Origin of the sequence: Mumia sp. zg.B53, assembly GCF_019550935.1 — a bacterium.
Classification (GTDB): domain Bacteria; phylum Actinomycetota; class Actinomycetes; order Propionibacteriales; family Nocardioidaceae; genus Mumia.
Window position 1 is genome coordinate 174,457 of record NZ_JAHWCK010000006.1, and the last position, 21,506, is coordinate 195,962.

16 protein-coding genes are annotated in these 21,506 nt (G+C 71.6%); 10 read left to right on the plus strand and 6 right to left on the minus strand.

Annotated features, from left to right (window positions below; genetic code table 11):
* Positions 1 to 88: 88 nt before the first annotated feature.
* The gene (locus tag KV102_RS17930) at positions 89 to 319 is read right to left on the minus strand and encodes a hypothetical protein (RefSeq protein WP_220344459.1); all 231 of its coding nucleotides are present in this window, start codon (positions 317 to 319) and stop codon (positions 89 to 91) included.
* Between the two features lie 275 nt (positions 320 to 594).
* On the opposite strand from KV102_RS17930, the gene KV102_RS17935 reads away from it, so the two are divergent.
* Both KV102_RS17935 and KV102_RS17940 read left to right on the plus strand, forming a co-directional pair.
* On the plus strand, positions 595 to 2,670 hold the full coding sequence (locus tag KV102_RS17935) for a type IIA DNA topoisomerase subunit B (RefSeq protein ID WP_220347202.1): 2,076 nt from the start codon (positions 595 to 597) through the stop codon (positions 2,668 to 2,670).
* A gap of 40 nt (positions 2,671 to 2,710) precedes the next feature.
* Positions 2,711 to 3,142, plus strand: coding sequence for a VOC family protein (locus KV102_RS17940; RefSeq protein ID WP_220344461.1), 432 nt, complete (start codon positions 2,711 to 2,713; stop codon positions 3,140 to 3,142).
* 37 nt (positions 3,143 to 3,179) lie between these two features.
* Here KV102_RS17940 and KV102_RS17945 read toward each other — a convergent pair whose 3' ends face one another.
* From KV102_RS17945 to KV102_RS17955, 3 genes are all read right to left on the minus strand, one after another.
* The gene (locus tag KV102_RS17945; RefSeq protein ID WP_220347089.1) at positions 3,180 to 3,677 is read right to left on the minus strand and encodes a carbonic anhydrase; all 498 of its coding nucleotides are present in this window, start codon (positions 3,675 to 3,677) and stop codon (positions 3,180 to 3,182) included.
* Positions 3,678 to 3,739: 62 nt separating this feature from the next.
* Positions 3,740 to 5,584: an MFS transporter gene (locus tag KV102_RS17950; RefSeq protein ID WP_220347090.1), complete on the minus strand. Its 1,845-nt coding sequence runs from the start codon at positions 5,582 to 5,584 to the stop codon at positions 3,740 to 3,742.
* Positions 5,581 to 6,276, minus strand: a complete 696-nt coding sequence (locus tag KV102_RS17955) for an LppX_LprAFG lipoprotein (protein ID WP_220347091.1) — start codon at positions 6,274 to 6,276, stop codon at positions 5,581 to 5,583. Before KV102_RS17955 ends, KV102_RS17950 begins: the two co-directional genes overlap by 4 nt.
* A 50-nt stretch (positions 6,277 to 6,326) precedes the next feature.
* Between KV102_RS17955 and KV102_RS17960 the strand changes: the two genes are divergently transcribed.
* Positions 6,327 to 6,755 (plus strand): VOC family protein, encoded by a 429-nt coding sequence (locus tag KV102_RS17960; protein WP_220344465.1) that lies wholly within the window; start codon positions 6,327 to 6,329, stop codon positions 6,753 to 6,755.
* A gap of 2 nt (positions 6,756 to 6,757) precedes the next feature.
* Here KV102_RS17960 and KV102_RS17965 read toward each other — a convergent pair whose 3' ends face one another.
* Positions 6,758 to 9,217 carry a DNA topoisomerase (ATP-hydrolyzing) subunit A gene (locus tag KV102_RS17965; RefSeq protein WP_220344466.1) on the minus strand — a complete coding sequence of 820 codons (2,460 nt, stop codon included), beginning with the start codon at positions 9,215 to 9,217 and terminating at the stop codon, positions 6,758 to 6,760.
* A gap of 118 nt (positions 9,218 to 9,335) precedes the next feature.
* Between KV102_RS17965 and KV102_RS17970 the strand changes: the two genes are divergently transcribed.
* From KV102_RS17970 to KV102_RS17990, 5 genes are all read left to right on the plus strand, one after another.
* Positions 9,336 to 12,047, plus strand: coding sequence for a bifunctional GNAT family N-acetyltransferase/acetate--CoA ligase family protein (locus KV102_RS17970; protein ID WP_220344467.1), 2,712 nt, complete (start codon positions 9,336 to 9,338; stop codon positions 12,045 to 12,047).
* Between the two features lie 65 nt (positions 12,048 to 12,112).
* Positions 12,113 to 12,748, plus strand: coding sequence for a DUF5998 family protein (locus KV102_RS17975; RefSeq protein WP_220344468.1), 636 nt, complete (start codon positions 12,113 to 12,115; stop codon positions 12,746 to 12,748).
* A complete protein-coding gene (locus tag KV102_RS17980) occupies positions 12,745 to 13,872 on the plus strand; it encodes an alkaline phosphatase family protein (protein WP_301022680.1) in 1,128 nt (375 codons plus the stop codon). Before KV102_RS17975 ends, KV102_RS17980 begins: the two co-directional genes overlap by 4 nt.
* 54 nt (positions 13,873 to 13,926) lie before the next feature.
* The gene (locus tag KV102_RS17985) at positions 13,927 to 15,657 is read left to right on the plus strand and encodes an FAD-dependent oxidoreductase (protein ID WP_220347092.1); all 1,731 of its coding nucleotides are present in this window, start codon (positions 13,927 to 13,929) and stop codon (positions 15,655 to 15,657) included.
* On the plus strand, positions 15,650 to 17,050 hold the full coding sequence (locus tag KV102_RS17990; protein ID WP_220347093.1) for an adenylate/guanylate cyclase domain-containing protein: 1,401 nt from the start codon (positions 15,650 to 15,652) through the stop codon (positions 17,048 to 17,050). Before KV102_RS17985 ends, KV102_RS17990 begins: the two co-directional genes overlap by 8 nt.
* Positions 17,051 to 17,053: 3 nt before the next feature.
* Here KV102_RS17990 and KV102_RS17995 read toward each other — a convergent pair whose 3' ends face one another.
* Entirely contained in the window at positions 17,054 to 17,710 is a 657-nt protein-coding gene (locus KV102_RS17995; protein WP_301022708.1) for a thymidine kinase, read from the minus strand.
* 24 nt (positions 17,711 to 17,734) lie between these two features.
* Between KV102_RS17995 and KV102_RS18000 the strand changes: the two genes are divergently transcribed.
* Positions 17,735 to 18,631, plus strand: coding sequence for a sulfurtransferase (locus KV102_RS18000; protein WP_220347094.1), 897 nt, complete (start codon positions 17,735 to 17,737; stop codon positions 18,629 to 18,631).
* 52 nt (positions 18,632 to 18,683) lie between these two features.
* Positions 18,684 to 21,506 (plus strand): helix-turn-helix transcriptional regulator, encoded by a 2,823-nt coding sequence (locus KV102_RS19410; protein WP_220347095.1) that lies wholly within the window; start codon positions 18,684 to 18,686, stop codon positions 21,504 to 21,506.

Below are 21,506 nucleotides of genomic sequence, written 5' to 3' on the forward strand. Positions count from 1 at the left end.
TCAGGTTGACCGACACGCAGAAGGGCCCCGTACCACCAGGTACGGGGCCCCTTCATCACGCTCGTTCAGGCGTCGGCGGCGCCGAGGCTCAGTGCTCCTCGGCCGGCGCGTTCGCCGGGGTGGCCGTGAGCTTGTCGCTCTCGTCGTGGATGTTCGCCGCGACCTCGCGAAGCTTGGCGTCGTGCGCGCGGCCGTGGTGGGCGCAGAACAGCAGCTCGAAGCCGTTGGCGAGCTCAACACGGACGTAGGCCTGGGCTCCACAACGGTCGCAACGATCAGCGGCGCTGAGGGCAGCGGTGGGGGCGACAGTAGCTGTCACGTCTGACCTCTTCTCTCCGAACAACGGTTCTTCAGGGGCGGAAGGCTTCAGTGCCTTCCTCTGCTTCAACATCCAACCATGAGCGCGTGTTCCCGCAGCGGATCACCTCGCGAATGGCTCGACAACTCGACGGTACCCGCAGCGGGCAACGACGCCACGTGGCGACCTGCGGTGTGGCGTACGACACGCCGCGCCGCGAGGGCCGTACGGTGCACCGAGGGCGTCGTACGGGCTGGGTAGATTTGGCACCGACGCGCCGGACGACCCCGGAGCGTGTGGATAAGGAGCCTGTCATCGACACCGAGTACAACGCCCGCAACCTGCTGGTCCTTGAGGGCTTGGAGGCCGTCCGCAAGCGGCCAGGGATGTACATCGGCTCGACCGACACCCGTGGGTTGATGCACTGCCTCTGGGAGATCATCGACAACGCGGTGGACGAGGCGCTCGGTGGGTTCTGCGACCGGATCGAGGTCGTGCTGCATCCCGACGGCTCCGTCGAGGTCCAGGACAACGGCCGAGGCATCCCCGTCGACACCGAGACCAAGACCGGGCTGAGCGGTGTCGAGGTCGTCTTCACCAAGCTCCACGCGGGCGGCAAGTTCGGCGGCGGCTCGTACGTCGCGACCGGCGGTCTCCACGGCGTGGGCGCCTCGGTCGTCAACGCGCTGTCGGAGCGGCTCGACGTCGAGGTCGCCAAGGACGGTGGGCGCTGGGAGATGTCGTTCCGCCGCGGAGCACCGGGCTCGTTCGACGGCGAGGGTTCCGACGCGCCCTTCACGCCCTCAAGCGGACTGCGCAAGCTCGGGCGCATCAAGAAGGCGACGACCGGCACACGCGTCCGCTACTGGGCGGACCACCAGATCTTCATCAAGGGTGCGGAGTTCTCGTACGAGGAGCTGGTCGCCCGAGCCCGGCAGACGTCGTTCCTGGTGCCGGGTCTCGAGATCGTGCTGCGCGACGAGCGCGGCGACGCGCCGCTCAAGGAGTCGTTCAAGCACGACGGAGGCATCACGGAGTTCTGCGAGTTCCTCGCCCCCGACCCCGCTGTCTCGGACGTGCTGCGGCTGTCGGGCAGCGGTCACTTCACCGAGACCGTTCCGCTGCTCGACGACAAGGGCCACATGAGTCCCCAGGACGTCGAGCGCGACCTCGGCGTCGACATCGCGCTGCGGTGGGGGACCGGCTACGAGACGGTGACCAGGTCCTACGTCAACATCATCGCCACGCCCAAGGGCGGCACGCACGTGAGCGGGTTCGAGCGAGCGCTGACCAAGACCTTCAACGAGGTCCTGCGCGCCAACCGCCAGCTCAAGGCCAACGACAAGGACGTCATCAAGGACGACATCCTCGAGGGGATGACGGCCGTCATCACGGTCCGGCTGGCCGAGCCCCAGTTCGAGGGGCAGACCAAGGAGGTCCTCGGGACCCCGCCGGTCACCCGGATCGTCGCCAAGGTGGTCTCCGAGGAGCTCAAGGCGTTCCTGACGTCCAACAAGACCGCTCACAAGGCCAAGGCGCGCGCCGTCATGGAGAAGGTCGTCGCGGCCGCCCGCACCCGCGAGATGGCCCGACAGCAGCGCGAGACGCAGCGCCGCAAGAGCGCCCTCGAGTCCAGCTCGCTCCCGGCCAAGTTGGCCGACTGCCGTAGCAACGACAACGACCGCACTGAGCTCTTCATCGTCGAGGGCGACTCCGCGCTCGGTACGGCCAAGGCCGCCCGCTCGTCGGACTTCCAGGCGCTGCTGCCGATCCGCGGCAAGATCCTCAACGTCCAGAAGTCCTCCATCGCCGACATGCTCAAGAACGCCGAGTGCTCGTCGATCATCCAGGTCGTCGGCGCAGGGTCGGGGCGCACGTTCGACGCCGAGCAGGCGCGCTACGGCCGGATCATCTTCATGGCCGACGCGGATGCGGACGGCGCCCACATCCGATGCCTCCTCGCAACACTGTTCTTCCGCTACATGCGCGACCTCGTCGAAGAGGGCCGCGTCTACTCCGCGGTGCCGCCGCTGCACCGGATCGAGCTGTCGAACCCCAAGAAGGGGATGGACAAGTACGTCTACACCTACTCCGACCCCGAGCTCCAGCGGAAGCTCGCCGAGCTCACCAAGAAGGGCCTGCGCTGGAAGGACCCGATCCAGCGCTACAAGGGCCTCGGTGAGATGGACGCCGACCAGCTCAAGGAGACGACGATGGATCCCAGGCGCCGCACCCTCCGGCGTCTCACGGTGGACGACGCCGAGGAGGCGAGCGCGGTGTTCGAGCTGCTCATGGGCAACGAGGTGGCGCCGCGCAAGGAGTTCATCGTCCAGGGAGCGTACGAGCTGGACGCGGACCGCATCGACGCGTAAGGCGTGACTCGGGGCCTACGCCGGGTGCAGCATGGAGCGCATGAGACGCAATCGCTCGATTCCTGCCGCCACGGTGGTCCCGGTCCTCGTCTATCCCGACGTCCGTGCGGCCGTCGAGTGGCTCGAGTCGGCCTTCGGATTCCAGGAGCACGTGCGGATCGGCGAGGACCATCGCTCGCAGCTCGGCGTCGGTGACGGGGCGGTGATCGTCGCTGACGTCCGCCACGACCAACGGCCCCCTCGCGCCGGTGAGGTCACCCACGAGGTCTTGGTCCGCGTCGATGCGGTCGACGAGCACTGCGCCCATGCCCGATCGCATGGCGCGACGATCGTGATGGAGCCGATCACCTTCGAGTACGGCGAACGTCAGTACGCCGCGGAGGACCTGGCCGGCCACCGCTGGCTGTTCACCGAGACCGTCGAGGACCTGCGTCCGGAGACCTGGGGCGGGACGACCGTACGCCCGCGCTGAGGCGGGCGTACGTCGTCGTGACGCGGGGTGGCCGCGATCAGACGACCTGCTCGAGCAGCCCTGTGTCGACGTCGTACAGGAACCCGCCGGCCCTCACGTGCGGCGGGATCAGCGGGTGCGAGTCGATCTTGTGCACCGACTCGGCCAGCTCCGCGCGCTGGTCGTTGATCACCCCGAGGAACATCCACGTCGCATCCGTGCCGGTGGCATCGCCGATCCGTGCCTGCAGATCGGACTCCGACGCGCTCGCCATCGCGCACCGGGTGTGCTCGACGACCATCACGCGGTCGACCTTCAGCAGGTTCGCGCCGAGCACGAGAGCGACCAGGACCTGCTCGGTGACACGCCCTCCCGGGTTGCGCAGGATCTTGGCGTCACCTGGCTCGAGGCCGACCATCCGCAGCGGGTCGATGCGCGAGTCCATGCACGTCACGATCGCCATGCCGGCTCGGGCCACGCCGTCGAACCCAGCCAGGTCGAACGCGTCGGCGTACCGGCGGTTGGCGGCGAGGAGGTCGTCGAAGTCGTCCTTCATGGGCAGGAGCGTACGACCAGTCGCGGAGGAGCGTGGATCAGGAGCAGCCCTCGTGATGAGGATCACGACCCCGACGGCCGCTCCCTGGTTGCGGCGTCCTTCGTACGGCGTCGAGGCACGTCGAGCAGCAGGACGGCCGCGACCGCCGCGAGACCCGCGCACACCGCGGCGCCGGCGAAGACCGTGCTGAGCTGGACGATGCCGGCGTCCACGAGCTCGGCGTTGTAGGCCTTGCACGCGGTGGCGGACCCCGGACAGACCTCGGACAGGGGAGGGATCCGGTCCACCGCGTCGTAGTAGGCCCGCAGCCCCCAGGACGTCAGGACCGAGATCCCGACCAGCATGCCGACCATCCGGGCCACGACGACGAGCGCCGAGGCGACGCCGTGCGTCTCGTCCGGGGTCGCGTCGAGCAGCGCGGCGTTCACCGGGGCCACGGCGAGACCGAAGCCGAGGCCGGCGAGCGCCAGGACGACTGCCGACGACACGTGGGCGAGCGCGTCACCGTCCCAGCCGGCCATCGCGACGAAGCACCCGCATGCGAGCGTCATCCCCGCGCCGGCGATCCACGCCGGGCGGACCCGGCGGGTGGCGTAACCGCCCACGACAGCACCCACGGGGATCGCCACCAGGAACTCGACGAGCACGAGGGCGGCGGCCAGCTGGGAGCCGCGGTGCTCGGTCAGCCGCGCAAAGAACGGGACGTCCACGAGGGCGGCGATCAAGGCCGCTCCTACGAACAGCGACACGACCAGCGCGCCCCACGCCGGGCGCTGGCGCAGCGTACGGCGGGGGATGAGGGGTGCGGCAGCCGTGCGCTGTCGAACGACGAAGGCCGCGGTGGCGACAGCGGCCGCGCCGAGCAGCAGGGGAGCGTTGGGGGACACGACGCTCTGCTCGGGATCGGCCGAGGCGAACGTGACGATCACGCAGCCCAGCGCGACGCCGAGCAGCGCGGCGCCGACGAGGTCGACGGCGCGGACCGTCGCCGGCCAGGTGCGTACCGCGATCAGCGGCCGCCGGGCCGTCAGCTGACGGGCGACGAAGGCGGCGGCGAGTGCGTACGTCGCCAGCGCGACCGGGGTCGTCCAGCGTGACTCCGCCACGAGGGGGAGGAGCAGGGTCCCGAGCTCGACGTCGTTGCGCACGCGGTCGGGCTGGCCGATCGCGAGCGCGAGGCCCGTGACGGCGAGGACGGCGAGGACGGCGCCGAGGACGTCGCGGCCCGGCGACCCGGCGCCCGCCCCTCTCTCGCCCGGCGAGCCGGCGCCCGCCCCTCGCTCGTCAGACTCTCGCTCGCGAGACAGGGCGAGCATCCGGCCGGAGGCCGCGATCGCCGCAGCCAGCATGAGGGCGACGGCACAGTTCAACCAGAAGATCGCGCGCCAGTCGCCGACCGCGAGCACCGCGGCGCCGTACAGCGGGCCGAGGACGCTCCCGAGCTCCTGCACCGCGCCGACGATGCCGAGCGGGACACCACGCCGGCGCGGGGGCCACAGGTCCGCGACGAGTGCCAGTGTCGCCGGAACGAGCCCGCCACCCCCGACGCCCTGGAGGAACCGACCGACGACCATCACCGTGAGCCCGTCGGCGGCAGCGGTCACGACGGACCCCACGGCGAAGAGCACCAGCGAGCCGACGAGGACGGGGCGTCGTCCACGGATGTCCGCGATCCGGCCGACGAGGGGGAGGACCGCGACGTAGCCCAGCAGGAAGCCCGACACGATCGGCGCTGCCTGCTGCAGCTCGTCGAGCCCCAGCCCACCGGCCGTCATCATGTCCGGCAACGCCATCACGACGACGTACGTGTCGGCGGCGGCGAACGCGACCGCGACCGCGGCGAGTGCGAGCAGGAGGCGCGCCGCCGGGTTCGCGACCGGTGCCGCGGCCGCGGACGGCTCGCTCACGGTGTGGTGATCTCGACCGCGTCGTCGGAGGCGGTGACGGCGACCGTGTAGGTGACCGGCTCGACGTCCTTGTAGAACGGACCCTCCAGGGTGATGTCGCGGAGGACGTCGTCGTCGGTCAGGCGATAGGTCGCGTCGAACGTCGCTCCGGCCTGAGCCGTCGGGATCAGCCCTCGGACCACGGCGCCGTCGATCGTGCCACTGATGGTCGTCAGCACGTCTCGACCGTCGCGGCTCTCGCCGTCGGTCGAGACGTCGTCGGTCTCGGTCAGGAGCGAGGAGACGCCGCCGTCGGTCCGCATCAGCGTCGCCGGGTCGGGCGCGCCGATCGACGCCGGATCGATCGGCAGGAAGTCGGGAGCGAAGCCGGTCTTGGCGTGCACGGTGCCGTCGACCGAGATCACCTCGGCGTTGACCGGCACGCCCTTGAGCGAGACCTTGACGTCACCCTCGAAAGCGGGAGCGTGGGTGCCCGTCCCCTTGGCCTCGAGGAGCCCGGTGACGCCCGACGGAAGGCTCTTGGTCGCGAGATCGAGCTTGATGCTCTCGGCGTCGTCGAGCACGGTACGAGCGGCAGCGAGCCGCTCGCCGGGATCGCGTGCGGGCTCGTCCGTGCCGTCGTCCCCGGAGCACCCCGCTACTGCCAGGAATACCGTGGAGAGGAGGAGGGCGAGGCTGGCAGACTTCGGCATGGCGTCAGCATAGGCGGCTGTCGTGACCGACCTACCGGAAGGACGAGCCGATGGACTGGAAGCTCGAGAACATCATCCTGGGAGTCACCGACGTCGACCGGGCCAAGGAGTTCTACACCCAGAGTCTGGGCTTCCACCTGGACGTCGACCATCAGCCGAGCGACGACTTCCGGGTCGTCCAGGTCACGCCTGTCGGCTCGGGGTGCTCGGTCACGTTCGGGGTCGGCCTCAACGGGGCCGAGCCTGGCGCGACCAAGGGCCTTCACCTCGTCGTGGACGACATCGAGGCCGCCTACGCGGAGCTCGAGGGACGAGGCGTCGTGAGCTCCGGCATCCAGCACTTCGACGTCGCGACCGGCGGCATGGCGCCCGGCGTCGACCCCGAGCACCGTGACTTCATGTCCTACGTCTACCTCGACGACCCGGACGGCAACTCCTGGCACGTCCAGGAGGCCCACCACAAGGGCGCCGAGGGCTGACGTCAGCCGATCTGGGTGGCGACCGGGCTGCCCACGGCCAGCACGGGTTGGGCACCGGGCGTGCCGGACCCGTCACGGCGCGGGTCGACGGCCGGGAGGGTGGCTGCCGCGCCGCCCGAGCCGGAGGCCATCGCCGGACCACGGCCGGCCCACGCGAGGACCAGGGCCGCCTCGCCCTTGAGGAGACGGTGGCAGCGGACGCCACCGGTCGCGCGCCCCTTGCCGGGGTAGGCGTCGAACGGCGTCACCTTCACCGACCCGGCCTCGGTGCCCGGGATCGTCCCTGCGGCGCTCGCGATCGTGACGACCTGGGCGTCCTCGACCGGCTCGAAGGCTCCGAAGAACAGCACCGACGCCCCCGCGGCGAGCTTGATGCCCGCGACCCCGCCACCCGTACGCCCCTGAGGTCGCACCACGGACGCGGGGAAGCGCAGGAGCTGGGCGTCGGTGGTGATGAAGCAGAGCTCCTCGTCACCCGTCCGGAGCTCGCGGACACCGACGACCTCGTCGCCGTCGTCGAGCGACACGACGTCCCACGAGTCCTTGCTGGCGAGGTAGTCGGGCTTGACCCGCTTGACGATCCCCTTGCGGGTGCCGAGTGCCAGCCCTGGCGACTCGGGGTCGAACGTCGTGAGGGCCAGAACCCGCTCGTCCGGGCCCAGACCCGTCGTGGTCATCTCCGTCAGCGGCACGCCGCCCTGGAGGTTGGGCGCGGCCGCGGTGGGGGGAAGACCGGGGAGGTCGATGACCGACAGCTTGATGACGCGGCCCGCCGAGGTGAGGAGCCCGACCTCGCCGCGGGCGGTCGTACGGACGGCCGAGGCGACGACGTCGTGGAGGTGGCGCCCGGACTCGATCTCCGGGACCGTGTCGTCGGTGGTGCGTGCGAGCAGACCGGTGGCGGAGAGCAGGACGTAGCAGGGGTCGTCGGTGACCTCGAGCGGAACGGCGGCCGTGACGGCCTGACCGGCGCTCTCCAGCAGGACCGTACGCCGAGGGGTGCCGTACTTCTTGGCGACCTCGCCCAGCTCGTCCGACACCAGGCCCCTGAGCATCGTCTCATCGGCCAGGATCGCGTCGAGCTGCTCGATCGTCGCTCGGAGCTCGTCGGCTTCCCGCTCGAGCTCGATCCGTGACGTCCGGGTCAGCCGGCCCAGCTGGAGGTCGAGGATGTACGAGGCCTGGACGTCGGAGAGGTCGAAGACGGACTTGAGCCGCTCGTGCGCCTCGCTGCGGGTGTCGCTGCTCCGGACCAGCTGGATGACCTCGTCGATGTCGAGGATCGCGATCAGCAGCCCCTCGACGAGGTGCAGGCGGTCGGCGGCCTTGCGGCGGCGGAACTCGCTGCGGCGTCGCACCACGTCGAGGCGGTGGGCGAGGAACACCTCCAGGAGCTCCTTGAGCCCGAGAGTGCGCGGCTGCCCGTCGACGAGGGCGACGTTGTTGATCCCGAAGGAGTCCTCCAGCGGCGTCATCTTGTAGAGCTGAGCGAGCACCGCGTCAGGGTTGAAGCCGTTCTTGACCTCGATCACCAGGTTGATGTCGGCCTCGGAGAGGTTCTTGAGGTCGGAGATGCCCTGGAGCTTCTTGGACTGGACCAGGGTTTTGATCCGCTCGATGACCTTCTCGGGCCCCACGTTGTAGGGGAGCTGCTTGATCACGATGCCCTTGCGGCGGGGCGTGATGCTCTCGATCTGGGCCGACGCACGCATCATGAACTTGCCTCGGCCGGTCGCGTAGGCCTCTCGGATGCCCTCGAGACCGACGATCTTGCCCCCGGTCGGGAGGTCAGGGCCGGGAACGAAGCGCATCAGGTCGTCCAGGGACGCGTCCGGCTTCTTGATCAGGTGGCGCAGGGCCTGGACGACCTCGACGAGGTTGTGCGGCGCCATGTTGGTCGCCATGCCCACGGCGATGCCGGACGCTCCGTTGACGAGGAGGTTGGGGAGCGCGGCGGGCAGGACCGACGGCTCCTCCTCGCGGGAGTCGTAGTTGGGCCGGAAGTCGACGGTGTCCTCGTCGATGCTCTCGGTCATCGCGGTCGCCGGCGGCGCCATCCGGCACTCGGTGTAGCGCATCGCGGCGGGACCGTCGTCGGGAGAGCCGAAGTTGCCCTGGCCGTGCACCAGCGGGAGCCGCAGGGACCACGGCTGGACCATCCGGACGAGCGCGTCGTAGATCGACCCGTCTCCGTGCGGGTGGAGGCGGCCCATGACCTCGCCGACCACGCGCGCGCTCTTGACCGTCCCGCGGTCGGGCCGCAGGTTCATGTCGTCCATCGTGTAGAGGATCCGACGCTGGACCGGCTTCAGGCCGTCGCGGGCATCGGGCAGCGCACGGGAGTAGATGACCGAGTAGGCGTACTCCAGAAAGCTCGACCGCATCTCCTCGCGCACGTCGACGTCGAGGATGTGCTCCTCGTAGTCGGCCGGTGGCGGGGCGCTCGGCGTACGACGGGCCATGCACGTCCTCTCTCGTCGGTCGCTGCCTCGGTCAGCGCTCCAGAGAACCCTAGGCCATCGTCTCGACGACCCTGGGTCGCGACGCCGTGACCCGGGCAGCAGACGGTAGATTCTGGGTGTGGCCGAGCAATCCGACGCACCTGACGACCGCTACCCCGAGCACTGGGAGGCGGACGTGGTGCTCCGTGACGGCGGCACCGCCCACCTCCGACCGATCATCCCCGAGGACGCCGACGAGCTCGTACGCTTCTACTCCCGCGTCTCGGAGCAGTCGAAGTACTACCGGTTCTTCGCCCCGTACCCGACCCTCTCCGACCGAGACGTCAAGCGGTTCACCGTGGTCGACTACTTGACCCGGGTCGCGTTCGTCGTGACCATCGGCGACAGCATCATCGCCGTCGGGCGCTATGACGCGGTCGGCGAAGGGGAGGCAGAGGTCGCGTTCCTCGTCGAGGACGACCACCAGGGACGCGGGCTCGGACAGCTGCTGCTAGAGCACCTGGCGCAGGCCGGCCGCGAGATGGGCATCCACCGGTTCGTGGCCGACGTGCTCCCGGCGAACGTCCGCATGATCCAGGTCTTCCGCGACCAGGGCTACCAGGTCGAGCGCAGCGTCGAGGACGGCGTGATGCGTCTGGTCTTCTCGATCGACCCGACCGAGACCGCGATCGGGGTCATGCAGTCCCGCGAGCACCGGGCCGAGGCCGCCTCGATCGAGCGCTTCTTCAACGCCCGCAGTGTCGCCGTCATCGGTGCCAGCCGGCGTCAGGACACCATCGGCCAGGGCATGATCCGCAACCTCGTGCTGGGCGACTTCGCCGGCGCCGTCTATGCGGTGAACCCGCAGGCGGAGGCGGTCTCCGGTCTCCCGGCCTACAAGAAGGTCCAGGACATCCCGGGCGAGGTCGACCTCGCCGTCATCGCCGTCCCCGCCGAGTCGGTCCCCGAGGTCGTGCTCGACTGCGCCGCCAAGGGCGTCCACGGCCTGGTCGTGATCTCCTCGGGATTCGCCGAGATCGGCGAGGAGGGACGCCGGCGTCAGCGTCGTCTGGTCGGGCTCGCCCGGTCGTACGGGTTGCGTCTGGTCGGGCCGAACTGCCTGGGGGTCATCAACACCTCCTCACGCGTACGCCTCAACGCGTCGTTGTCGCCGATCATCCCGCCGCGCGGGCGCGTCGGGTTCTTCTGCCAGTCCGGCGCGCTGGGTCTCGCGATCCTCGAGAACGTCGACCGCCGGGGCCTCGGACTGTCCACCTTCGTCTCCGCGGGCAACCGCGCCGACGTCTCCGGCAACGACCTCCTCCAGTACTGGGAGGAGGACGACGCGACCGAGGTCGTGCTGCTCTACCTCGAGTCGATCGGCAACCCGCGCAAGTTCTCCCGCATCGCCCGGCGCGTCGGCCGCAAGAAGCCGATCGTGGCCGTGAAGTCGGGTCGCTCGACTCAGGGCGTCCCGGTGGGGCATGCCGTGCGCAAGACGACGGCCCCGCAGTCGGCGGTCGACGCGATGTTCCGTCAGGCGGGCGTCATCCAGGTCGACACGCTCGGCGAGATGTTCGACGTCGCGCAGCTGCTCGCCCACCAGCCGCTGCCGCGCGGTCCGCGGGTCGCGGTGGTCGGCAACAGCGACGCGCTGGCGCTGCTGGTCGCCGACGCCGCCGCCGCGTCCGGACTCACCGTCGCCGAACCCATCGCGCTCGGCGCGAGCGCCGGTGCCGACGACTTCGAGGCCGCCCTCGACGCTGCGATCGACAACCCCGAGGTGGACGCGATCGTGGCCGTCTACATCCCGCCGGTCAACACCTCCGGCGAGGAGGTCGCCAACGTGCTCGCTGCCGTGGGGGAGCAGTCCGACAAGCCGATCGTCTCGACCTTCCTCGGCACCGAGGGGGTGCCGGAGCTGCTGCGCGTCCCCGACGTCGAGGGGGCGGCGGGGCGCGGCTCGGTCCCGTCGTACTCGGCGCCTGAGTCCGCCGTACGCGCACTGGCGCGCGTCGTCAGCTATGCGCAATGGGCAGGCAGCGAGCAGGGCGTGATCGCCCACTACGACGACGTCGACCGTACGGCCGCCAGCGACCTCGTCCGCGCCGGGCTCGCTCGCAACCCCGATGGCGGATGGCTCACCGACGACGAGGTGCACCAGCTGCTCGCCATGTACGGCATCGACCTGTGGGACTGGGAGCCGGCTCCGACGCTCGAGGCCGCGATCGCGGCAGGGGAGCAGTTCGAATGGAACGTCGTGCTCAAGGCGACCGCCGACACGGTCCGGGCACGCCCTGATCTCACCCACGTCTGGCGCAACATCGCTGACGCCGACGACATGCGTGAGGCGTGGGCGGTGATGACCGCCGACATCGGCCCGCCGGAGCGCGCGATGTTCGTCGTCCAGAAGATGGCACCTCCCGGCGTCCCGATGTCGATCCGTACGGTCGAGGACCCGCTCTTCGGGCCGGTGCTGTCGTTCGCGCTCTCGGGCGCGGCTGCAGACCTGCTCGAGGACCGCTCGTACCGGATCCCGCCGGTCACCGACGTCGACGTCGCCAGCATGATCCGCGAGCTGAAGTCGGCGCCGCTCCTGTTCGGCTACCGCGGCGGACCTCGTGCCGACCTCAAGTCCATCGAGGACCTCCTGCAGCGGGTCGCCGCGCTCAAGGACGACCTTCCCGAGGTGTCGGAGCTGAGCCTCGAGCCGGTGGTCGCGAGCCCCGCGGGACACCACGTCCTCAAGGCGCGCGCACGGGTCGCGCAGCCGACCGACACCCGGCGCGACTGGTACGTGCGGCGCCTCAGCACGCCGGCCGGCCTCGGAGACACGTTGGCCGGCGCATGAGGTGGCGGCGCCAGGTTCCGGGGAGGGGCCGACGTGACTTCCGTGACAGTGGGAGACTGGTAGACATGGCCAACCGACATCCGTTGCCGCAGCGGCCCGAGACCGAGACCTCGGACCAGCCGGGCGACCGCACCGCCACGCTGAGCGCCGACATCGAGACCACCGGCTACTACCCGCAGGTGGTGGCCGCCGGGATCGCCGATGCGCTCGCGGGCGAGCCCGTCCTCGCGTACGTGCTCCACCACGAGCCCACGTTCGACGGTGACGAGGTGCGCCGCCACATGACGGTGCTGACCCTGACGCCCACACGCCTGGTCCTGGCCCACACCGACGAGCACCCGGCCGACGACGTGCTGCCGGAGCCCTACACCTCGACGACGACCGAGGCGGTGCCGCTGCGCGCCGTCGACTCGGTCGTGGTCACCCGCACCGTTCCGACGGCCACCGCCGTCACCTCGGACCGGTCCAACGACCCTGCCGAGGCCGTCCTGACGATCGGCTGGGGCGCAGTACGGCGTCTCGACCTGGAGCCGGCCGCCTGCTCCGACCCCGACTGCGAGGCCGACCACGGATACACCGGCTCGGCGACTGCCGACGACTTCTCGCTGCGCGTCAGCGCGGCCGCCGACGGCGGTGCCGCCGTGCAGCGTCTGCTCGCCTTCACCCGTGAGCTGTCGGCGGCGACGAGCCGTCCGCGGTGACGGCTGCCGGGACGGTGCTTCCAGCCGTCGACTACGACGCCCGTGCTCTGACCTCGGTGCTCCCGAGCGTCGCGGCGGCGATGGGCGTCCCCAGCTGGACCGACACCCTCGGGCTGCCCCCCGCCGAGCGCTACGTGGTCGTGCTCGTCGACGGGCTCGGCTACGACCTGCTCGCCGAGCACGCTGATGCGGCCCCGTACCTCGCGGGTCTCCTCGACCGTGAGCCGCTGCTCAGTGGTCTGCCGTCGACCACCGCCACGAGCCTCACGTCGCTGGGCACCGGGCTGCCGCCCGGGCGCCACGGCGTCGTCGGCTACACGAGCCGGATCCCCGGCACCGACCGCGTCATGAACTCGCTGCGCTGGGACCCTCAGGTCGACCCCTCGCAGTGGCAGCCGTACCCGACGATGTTCGAGCGCATCGACGCCGCCGGCATCCCGACGTCGACGGTCAACAAGGCCGAGTTCGAGGGCAGCGGGTTGACCGTGTGCAGCCAGGGCGGGGTGCCGTTCCACCCGTTCGGCTCGGTGTACGAGCGCCTCGACGTGGTCGTGGAGGCCTCCGAGGCGACGCCGGGGTCGCTGGTCTACACGTACGAGTCGACGCTCGACCACACCGGCCACGAGAAGGGCTGCACCTCCCCGGAGTGGCGTGACCGCCTGCGCGGCATCGACCACGACCTCGCCGACCTGCGTGCCGAGCTCGGGTCGGGGACGGCGATGCTCGTCACCGCCGACCACGGGATGCTCGACCTCCCGCGCGCCGGACGGTTCGACGTCGAGGCGGAGCCCCAGCTGCTGACCGACGTGACGGTCTTCGCCGGTGAGGCGCGGTTCCGCCACCTCTACACGCGGTCCGGTGCCGAGCACGAGGTCGCCGGTCGTTGGCGCGACCGCGTCGGAGAGCAGGCTCTGGTCCTCACCAGGGACGAGGCCGAGGCCGCCGGTTGGTTCGGCTCGATCGACGACGCCGTCCGTCCCCGGATCGGCGACGTCGTGGTGGCCTCGCTCGGTGACTTCGGCGTGTTCTCGTCGCGTCACTTCGGGATCGAGCTCCGCATGGCCGGCTTCCACGGGTCGGTGACCCCGGCCGAGATGCGCGTGCCGTTGCTCGTCGACGTCTGAGCGGAGACTGCAAAGGACGTGGTCGGCGGACTGCGCCCTGGATAGCGTGCGCTCATGGCCCATGCCCGCGCGGGGGACTCCGCGCGTCCGCTGCTGCTCGCCGTCGACCGCGACCCGGCTCTCCTCGAACGCGTCGAAGGCGAGCTCACGCGTGCCTTCGGGAGCGACTTCCGTATCCGCGGTGAGCTGACCGCGGACGAGGCCGTCCGCACCCTGGAGCGCGCGCACGCCCGCTCGGCCGCCGTCGCGGTGGTCCTCGTCGACCACGCGCTGGACCCGGACGACCGCCGTGACGTCCTCGACGCCGCCCGACGGCTCCACCCGGACGCACGGCGGGCGATGCTGGTGCCGTGGGGCGCCTGGGCGAGCAGGGAGGCCGCGCGCACCATCTTGTCGGCGGTGGCGGTCGGTGGCGTCAGCTACTACGTGCTCAAACCGTGGACGTCACGCGACGAGCTCTTCCACCGGACCGTCGCCGAGTTCGTCCAGGAGTGGTCCCGCAGCGACGCGACCACCCTGCGCGAGGTGGTCGTCGTGGCCGGACGCGAGTCGGCGCGGGCCGCCGGGGTCCGCAGCCTGCTGGTACGCAACGGCATCCCACACGCCTTCCGGGAGCGCGGCACAGCGCTGGCCGACGACGCCGAGCGGGCCGTCCGCGACCGGGGGCACGACCTCACCGGCGTGGACGTGCTCGTGACGATGCCGGCCCTCGGCGGCACGGTCCTTCGTGATCCCAGCGACGTCGAGATCGCCGAGGCCTGGGGCGTCCCGACGTCGCTGGGTCAGGAGGCGGGCGACCGCTCGTTCGACATGGTCGTCGTCGGTGCGGGCCCGGCCGGACTCGCCGCAGGCGTCTACGGGTCGTCCGAGGGCCTGCGCACCCTGGTCGTGGAGCGCGAGGCGATCGGTGGGCAGGCCGGATCGAGCTCGCTGATCCGCAACTATCTCGGCTTCTCGCGCGGCATCAGCGGGGCCGAGCTGGCCCAGCGGGGCTACCAGCAGGCCTGGGTCTTCGGGGCGCACGTCCTCCTGATGCGTGAGGTCGTCGCGCTGCGGCGCCTGGCCGAGGGCGGCGGCTTCGAGCTCGACATCGCCGACGTGGGCACGGTGACGGCGCGGGCGGTGGTGCTGGCGACCGGCGTCTCGTACCGCCGCCTCGGAGTGCCGGAGCTGGAGACGCTCAGCGGTGCCGGGGTGTTCTACGGGGCGAGCGTCTCCGAGGCGCACGCGATGACCGGGCGGCGGGCGGTCGTCGTCGGCGGTGGCAACTCCGCCGGTCAGGCGGTGCTCCACCTCGCGCGCTACTGCGCCCACGTGAGCCTGGTGATTCGGGCCGCGTCGCTCGAGGCGGGGATGTCGCAGTACCTCGTCGACGCGATCGCCGCTGCGGACAACATCACCGTCCTGACCGGGACGGAGGTCGTCGGCGGCGGTGGTGAGGGCTGGCTCGAGCATGTCGTGCTCCGCGACCGCTCCAGCGGCGCCGAGCACAAGGAGCGGTGCGACGGACTGTTCCTGATGATCGGTGCCCAGCCACGGACCGACTGGCTGCCCGAGGAGGTGCGCCGGGACGTCCGCGGCTTCCTGCTCGCCGGGATGGACGCGGTGACCGACGGCACCTGGCCGCGGGACCGGCCGCCACGGCCGAACGAGTCGACGCTCCCGGGCGTGTTCGCCGTCGGTGACCTGCGCTCGGGATCGGTCAAGCGTGTCGCCTCCGCGGTGGGCGAGGGGTCGGTCGTGGTCTCGCAGGTTCACGAGTGTCTGGCCGAGGGCGATGCCTGAGGGCCACCGCGCGGCGCCGAGCGGCCGCCCGTCCCCGGGTGGGCGGACCGGCGCGATCGGTCTGGGCGTGTGCCTCGCGCTGCCGTTGCTCGGTCTCGCCCTGTTGATGTGGCAACCCGAGATCGACATCGCCTGGGAGGACCATCCCGCTCACTTCTGGCTGGTCCTGTCGGCCGCGGTGATCGGCGCCGTCCTGGCGTACGCGATGGGAGCCGCAGCCCTCCAGCGCGGTGACGCCCGCGTGCTGCTCGCCTCGTACGCCTTCCTGGTCACCGCACTGTTCCTGGGGCTGCACGCGCTGGCGACGCCGGGCGTCCTCCTCACCACTCCCAACGCGGGCTTCGTGCTCGCGACGCCCGTGGGCCTGGCGCTGGGTGCGGTGTTCGCGGTGTGGTCCGGCAGCGACCTCGGCGGCGAGCGTGACGTCCCCCTCGTCCAGCGGGCCGGGGTGATCCGGGCGGTGGTCGCCGCGGTCGTCGTCGGGTGGGCGGTCCTGTCGCTGACAGAGATCTGGCCGTTCGACGCCGGTCCCGTGCCCGAGGAGGTCGACGGCATGCTGTCCGCGATCGCGGGCGCGGCGATCGTCGGGCACAGCGTCGCCGCGTGGCGCTATCTGAGGATCTGGAGGCGTCGCCGGAACGCGCTGCCGCTCGCCGTCGCCTCGGCGTTCCTGCTGCTGGCGGAGGCGTCGGTCGCCGTGGCCTTCTCCCGGAGCTGGCACCTGTCGTGGTGGGAGTGGCACCTCCTGGTGCTCGCGGCCGTGCTGCTCGTCGCCCTCACGGCCCGGCGCCAGTGGCACGAGGAGCGGTTCGCCGCTCTCTATCTCGACGAGACGACCCAGGGACGACGGGACATGAGCATCCTGTTCGCCGACCTCCAGGGTTTCACGACATTCTCCGAGGCCCACGCGCCCCAGGAGGTCACGCAGATGCTCAACACGTTCTTCGAGGTGGCGGTGCCGCCGGTGGTCGGGCGCTACGGGGGAGACGTCGACCGCATCATCGGCGACGCGCTCATGGTCACCTTCAACCGGCGAGGAGACCAGCCCGACCATGCCCGTCGCGCGGCCCTCGCCGGCCTGGCGCTCCAGGAGGCGACCGAGGCCGTTGTCCGCGAGCATCCCGGATGGCCGAGGTTCCGGGTGGGGATCAACTCGGGTCCGGTCTCGGTGAGCGTGCTCGGCACCGCAGGAGGACGTACGCACACCGTCATCGGCGACACGGTCAACACCGCGTCCCGGATCGAGGGGAAGGCGCCCGCGGGCGGCGTCGCGGTGAGCGCGGCGACCCTCGAGCTGCTCTCCGGGGTCGTCACCGAGCCCCTCGGTGCCCTGGAGCTCAAGGGCAAGAGCGAGGCGGTCGAGGTGTTCCGGCTGCTCGCCGTCGAGCGGTGAGCCTCAGCCGTTGAACGGCAGCGGGTCGTTGAGCGTCGTGACCGCACGGGCCCGCGCCGTCGTCATGCGACGCCGGTGGTGCTGGCGGCACAGCACCTCGTACCCGACCTGCGGGGTGGGGAAGCCGGGCTCGTCGACGTCGCCGATGACGATCTGGTCACCCTCGGTGACCATCACACCGTTCACCGTGCGGGCGTTGTGGGTCGCCCGCTTGCCGCACCAGCAGAGCGCCTCGACCTGGAGGGGCTGGATCCGGTCGGCCAGCTCCACCAGGCGCACCGAGCCCTCGAACATGCGGGTCCGGAAGTCGGTCAGGATGCCGAAGGCGAACACGTCGATCTGCAGCTCGTCGGTGATCCGCGCCAGCGCCTCGACCTGGGCGGTCGTGTAGAACTGCGCCTCGTCACAGATGAGGTAGTCGATCCGCCCACCACCGGTCAGCGACCGGACGACGTAGTCCCAGAAGTCGAAGTCGGGGTCCACCTCGATCGCGTCGGTGGAGAGTCCGAGGCGGCTCGATAGGCGGCCGTCGCCGGCACGGTCCTGACTGGTGAAGATCCGGCCGACGCGTCCCCGGGCCGCGTGGTTGTGATTGGTCTGGAGCGCCAGGGTCGACTTGCCGTTGTCCATCGTCCCGGTGAAGAAGAGGAGGCTCGCCACGAGGCACGAGGCTACCGTGTCGCCATGGTCGATCATTCCTCCGCCGAGCCCTCGTCCGACGACCGAGCCGATCCGCTCCGGGAGCCCCTGCTCACAGTGGGTGAGCTCGACACCATGCTGCGCCGGGGAGGGGTGACCCTGCTGGACGTGCGCTACGTCCTGGGCGGCAGCGCCGGCCGGGCCGCCTACGAGGCCGGTCACGTGCCCGGAGCCTCGTACGTGGACATGGCCACCGAGCTCGCGGACCCGCCGGGCGACGGCCGCCGCGGGCGTCACCCGCTGCCGGACGCCGACAGGTTCGCGGCAGCGATGCGGGCGCACGGGGTACGGGCGGGCGCTCCCGTGGTCGTGTACGACGCGGACGACGGCACCTCCGCCGCCCGGGCGTGGTGGCTGCTCACCTATCACGGCCACCGCGACGTACGGCTGCTCGACGGCGGGTTCGCGGCGTGGGAGGCGGCGGGGATGGCGGTCTCCACGGAGACCCCGACACCCGAGCCGGGGGACTTCGCCGCAGATCCTGGGCACCTTCCCGTCGTGGATGCCGACGGCGCTGCGCGGGTCGGGAGGGAGGGCGTGCTCCTCGACGCCCGCGTGACGCCTCGCTACCTCGGAGAGGTCGAGCCGGTCGATCCCGTCGCGGGCCACATCCCGGGAGCGGTGAGCGCGCCGACCTTCGACAACGTCGACGCCGCAGGACGCTGGCGCCCGGCAGAGGTGCTCGCGGACCGGTTCGTGGACCTCGGTGTCGTGCCAGGGCACGAGGTCGCCGTCTATTGCGGATCGGGCGTCACCGCGGCGCACGAGGTGCTCGCGCTGCGGCGCGTGGGCGTCGACGCGGCGCTCTATCCCGGCTCCTGGAGCGAGTGGGTGAGCGACCCGTCCCGGCCGGTCGCGACGGGGGACTCCGAAGCCACATAGGGAGGCGAGCGGAGTAGGCCGGTCTGACCGCGGCGTACGGCACGATGAGGCCATGGCTCACGTCCGTGCACCGTTGGTCGGCCGCGCCCCAGAGCTCGCCGTTCTGCGTGAGGCGCACGCGGAGGCGCGCCGGGGCGCCGCCCGCTCGGTCCTCGTCGCCGGGGAGGCCGGCATCGGCAAGAGCCGGCTGCTCCGTGAGCTCGTCTCCGAGCTGCGCGAGAGCGGCGACACGCTCGTCGTGTCCGGTGCGTGTGCCGACTCAGGCTCCGGACCGCTGCCGTACGCGGCGCTCGAGGGCCTGGTCCGCGACGTCGTCGGTGCGCTCGGCGCCGACCGGACGCTCGACGAGGCCGGGCCGAGCGCGGACGCGCTCGGGCTGGTGGCGCCGCGGCTGATCGACGTGCGCGTGCAGGCGAGCCCTGGGCGGCTGCCGGAGGTCGTGGCGGGGCTGCTGGCCTCGGTGGCGCAGCGCCAGCCGCTCGTCGTGGTCGTCGAGGACCTCCACTGGGCCGACGACGCCACCCGGGCGACGGTCGACCGTCTCGCACGGCTGCCGCAGGGGAGTGCCTTGCTGCTCGTGGCGAGCTACCGCAGCGACGACGTGGGCCGGGGGCACCCTTTGCGGTCGATGCTGGCCGAGCTCGAGCGCGCACGACTCGTCACCCGGCTCGCCGTCCCGCGCCTCGACGAGGGCGAGATCGCCCAGCTCGCCGCGGCGCTGCTCGGAGACGACGACGTCGGGCCCGGCCTTGCCGACCTCATCGACCGCAGCGAGGGCGTCCCCTTCTATGTCGAGGAGCTCGTCGGCTTCCTCGGCACCGACCTCCCCGACTCGCTGCGCGACCTGCTGCTCCTGCGCTACTCGCGGCTGTCACCGGCTGCGCAGGAGTTCTGCCGGCAGGTGGCCGCGGCCGGCCCGCGCGCCTCCTACGACCTTCTCTCCGACGCCCTCGGGCCTGATGCCGTGGTTGCGGCCGAGGGCGCCGCCCGCGAGGCCGTGGCAGCCGCGGTGCTCGAGGGCGACGAGGACGGCTACGCCTTCCGGCACGCGCTGGTCCAGGAGGCGGTGCTCTCCGAGCTCCTTCCCGGTGAGCGTCGCCGCCTGCACTCGGCGTACGCGAACGCTCTCGAGTCGTATCCGACGACCGTCGCGCGCCTGTCCGAGATCGCGGAGCACTGGTGGCGCGCGCGGGTGCCCGACCGTGCGCTGGCGGCCGCCGTCCGGGGCCAGGAGGCAGGAGACCGTGCGGGCTCCTGGACGACCGCCGCGACCCTGGGCGAGCGCGCGCTCGACCTCTGGGAGATGGTCCCGGACGCCGAGGAGGCCGCCGGCGTCTCCCATCACCAGCTCGTGATCGGCGTCGCCGATTCCGTGCGGTCGACGACCCGGCTCGACCGTGCGCTCGCGCTGTGCCAGCAGGCCCTCGCCGAATGGCCCCCCGACGACACGGACGGCCTGGCCCGGGCGCTGGACAACGCGGCGGTGATCGCCGCGCAGGCCGGCAGCACCGAGGGGCGCGCGTTCCTCGAGCGGGCGCTCGCCCTCGTGGGTCCGGGCGAGAACGACGAGGTGCGCGCGCTGCTCCTCGTCACGAAGACGCGAGACGGGATGCTCGACGGCCGCTCCCGCGAGGCGATCGCGAGCGCGACCGAGTGCTTCGAGACGGCGACGGCAGCGGGGGCGACGTCCAGCGCGTCGCTGGCGCTCAACATGCGCGGCGTCTCCCGTGTGTCGCTCGGGGACGTGGGCGGTCTGGACGACCTCGAACGCGCTCGTGACTTCGCCGTCGACGACTGGAGGGCGTTGTCGCGCTACTACGTCAACGCCTCCCACTGCCACCTCCTGCGAGGCGAGTTCGAGATCGCGCTCGGTCTCGCCTCGGAGGGGGCGCGGCGCTCGCGCGCGCTCGGGTCCGGGTGGAGCACCGATGCGATGCTCGAGGGCAACGCCGCCGAGGCGATGATCGGTCTGGGTCGGTGGGACGAGGCCGCAGCCTGGTACGAGCGGGCGATCCCGCTCGTGTCGGACAGCATGTTCGCGATGTATCTGCGCGAGCGCTGGGCGTGGCTCCAGATGTGGCGGGGCGAGCTGGACGCGTCCGAGGCGATCGCGCGGGCCAAGCTCGCCGGGTGGGAGCGGTTCGGGAGGCTCGAGCAGCAGGTCCGGACGCGGGTCACCGCGACGCTGGGGGAGATGGCGCTGCTGCGGGGTGACCCGGACGAGGCCTTGCGGCTCGCCTCCGACATCCTGCTGCGTCAAGGTCAGGACCGGAGCCCGGGTGACGAGCTTCCGGTCGTCGCGGTCGCGGCGCGAGCGATCGCCGTGCTCCGCCGTGAGGACGTGGGCGCGGCGCCCGACGTCGCGCCGTACCGCGCGATCGCCGAGGAGTGCGCGTCCTGGCCGACCTTCGCCGCATGGGGTGGTGCCGTCGCCGCCGAGCTCGGTGAGGGACCGTGGTCGGCGGTGGCCGACGCGCCGGGTCCCGCCCACCTGCGCCCGTACGCCTTGCTGCGCGACGGAGAGGCGTTGCTGGCTGAGGGGGACCGCGCGGGCGCGCGGGAGCGTCTGACGGAGGCCGTCGCGGCAGGGAGCGCGATCGGCGCCGGGCTCGTGGTGCAGCGGGCGGAGGCCGTGCTCGAGAGCGGAGGGCTGGATGCGGTCGGTAGGCGCGGGGACCCCGACGAGCTCACGGAGCGCGAGCGGCAGGTGCTGGCGCTGGTGGCCGAAGGGCTGTCGAACGGCGAGATCGGCGAGCGGCTCTTCATCAGCCGCAAGACGGCGTCGGTGCACGTGTCGGCGATCTTGCGCAAGCTCGGGGTGGCGAGTCGCACGGAGGCCGCGGTGAGGGCGCGCTCGGGCGCGCCGGGGGAGTGA

Coding starts and splice junctions, on each gene's coding strand:
- KV102_RS17940 (WP_220344461.1), top strand. CDS start 2,711: ATGAGACGCAATCGCTCGATTCCTGCCGCCACGGTGGTCCCGGTCCTC.
- KV102_RS17945 (WP_220347089.1), bottom strand. CDS start 3,677: ATGAAGGACGACTTCGACGACCTCCTCGCCGCCAACCGCCGGTACGCC.
- KV102_RS17955 (WP_220347091.1), bottom strand. CDS start 6,276: ATGCCGAAGTCTGCCAGCCTCGCCCTCCTCCTCTCCACGGTATTCCTG.
- KV102_RS17960 (WP_220344465.1), top strand. CDS start 6,327: ATGGACTGGAAGCTCGAGAACATCATCCTGGGAGTCACCGACGTCGAC.
- KV102_RS17965 (WP_220344466.1), bottom strand. CDS start 9,217: ATGGCCCGTCGTACGCCGAGCGCCCCGCCACCGGCCGACTACGAGGAG.
- KV102_RS17975 (WP_220344468.1), top strand. CDS start 12,113: ATGGCCAACCGACATCCGTTGCCGCAGCGGCCCGAGACCGAGACCTCG.
- KV102_RS17985 (WP_220347092.1), top strand. CDS start 13,927: ATGGCCCATGCCCGCGCGGGGGACTCCGCGCGTCCGCTGCTGCTCGCC.
- KV102_RS17990 (WP_220347093.1), top strand. CDS start 15,650: ATGCCTGAGGGCCACCGCGCGGCGCCGAGCGGCCGCCCGTCCCCGGGT.
- KV102_RS18000 (WP_220347094.1), top strand. CDS start 17,735: ATGGTCGATCATTCCTCCGCCGAGCCCTCGTCCGACGACCGAGCCGAT.
- KV102_RS19410 (WP_220347095.1), top strand. CDS start 18,684: ATGGCTCACGTCCGTGCACCGTTGGTCGGCCGCGCCCCAGAGCTCGCC.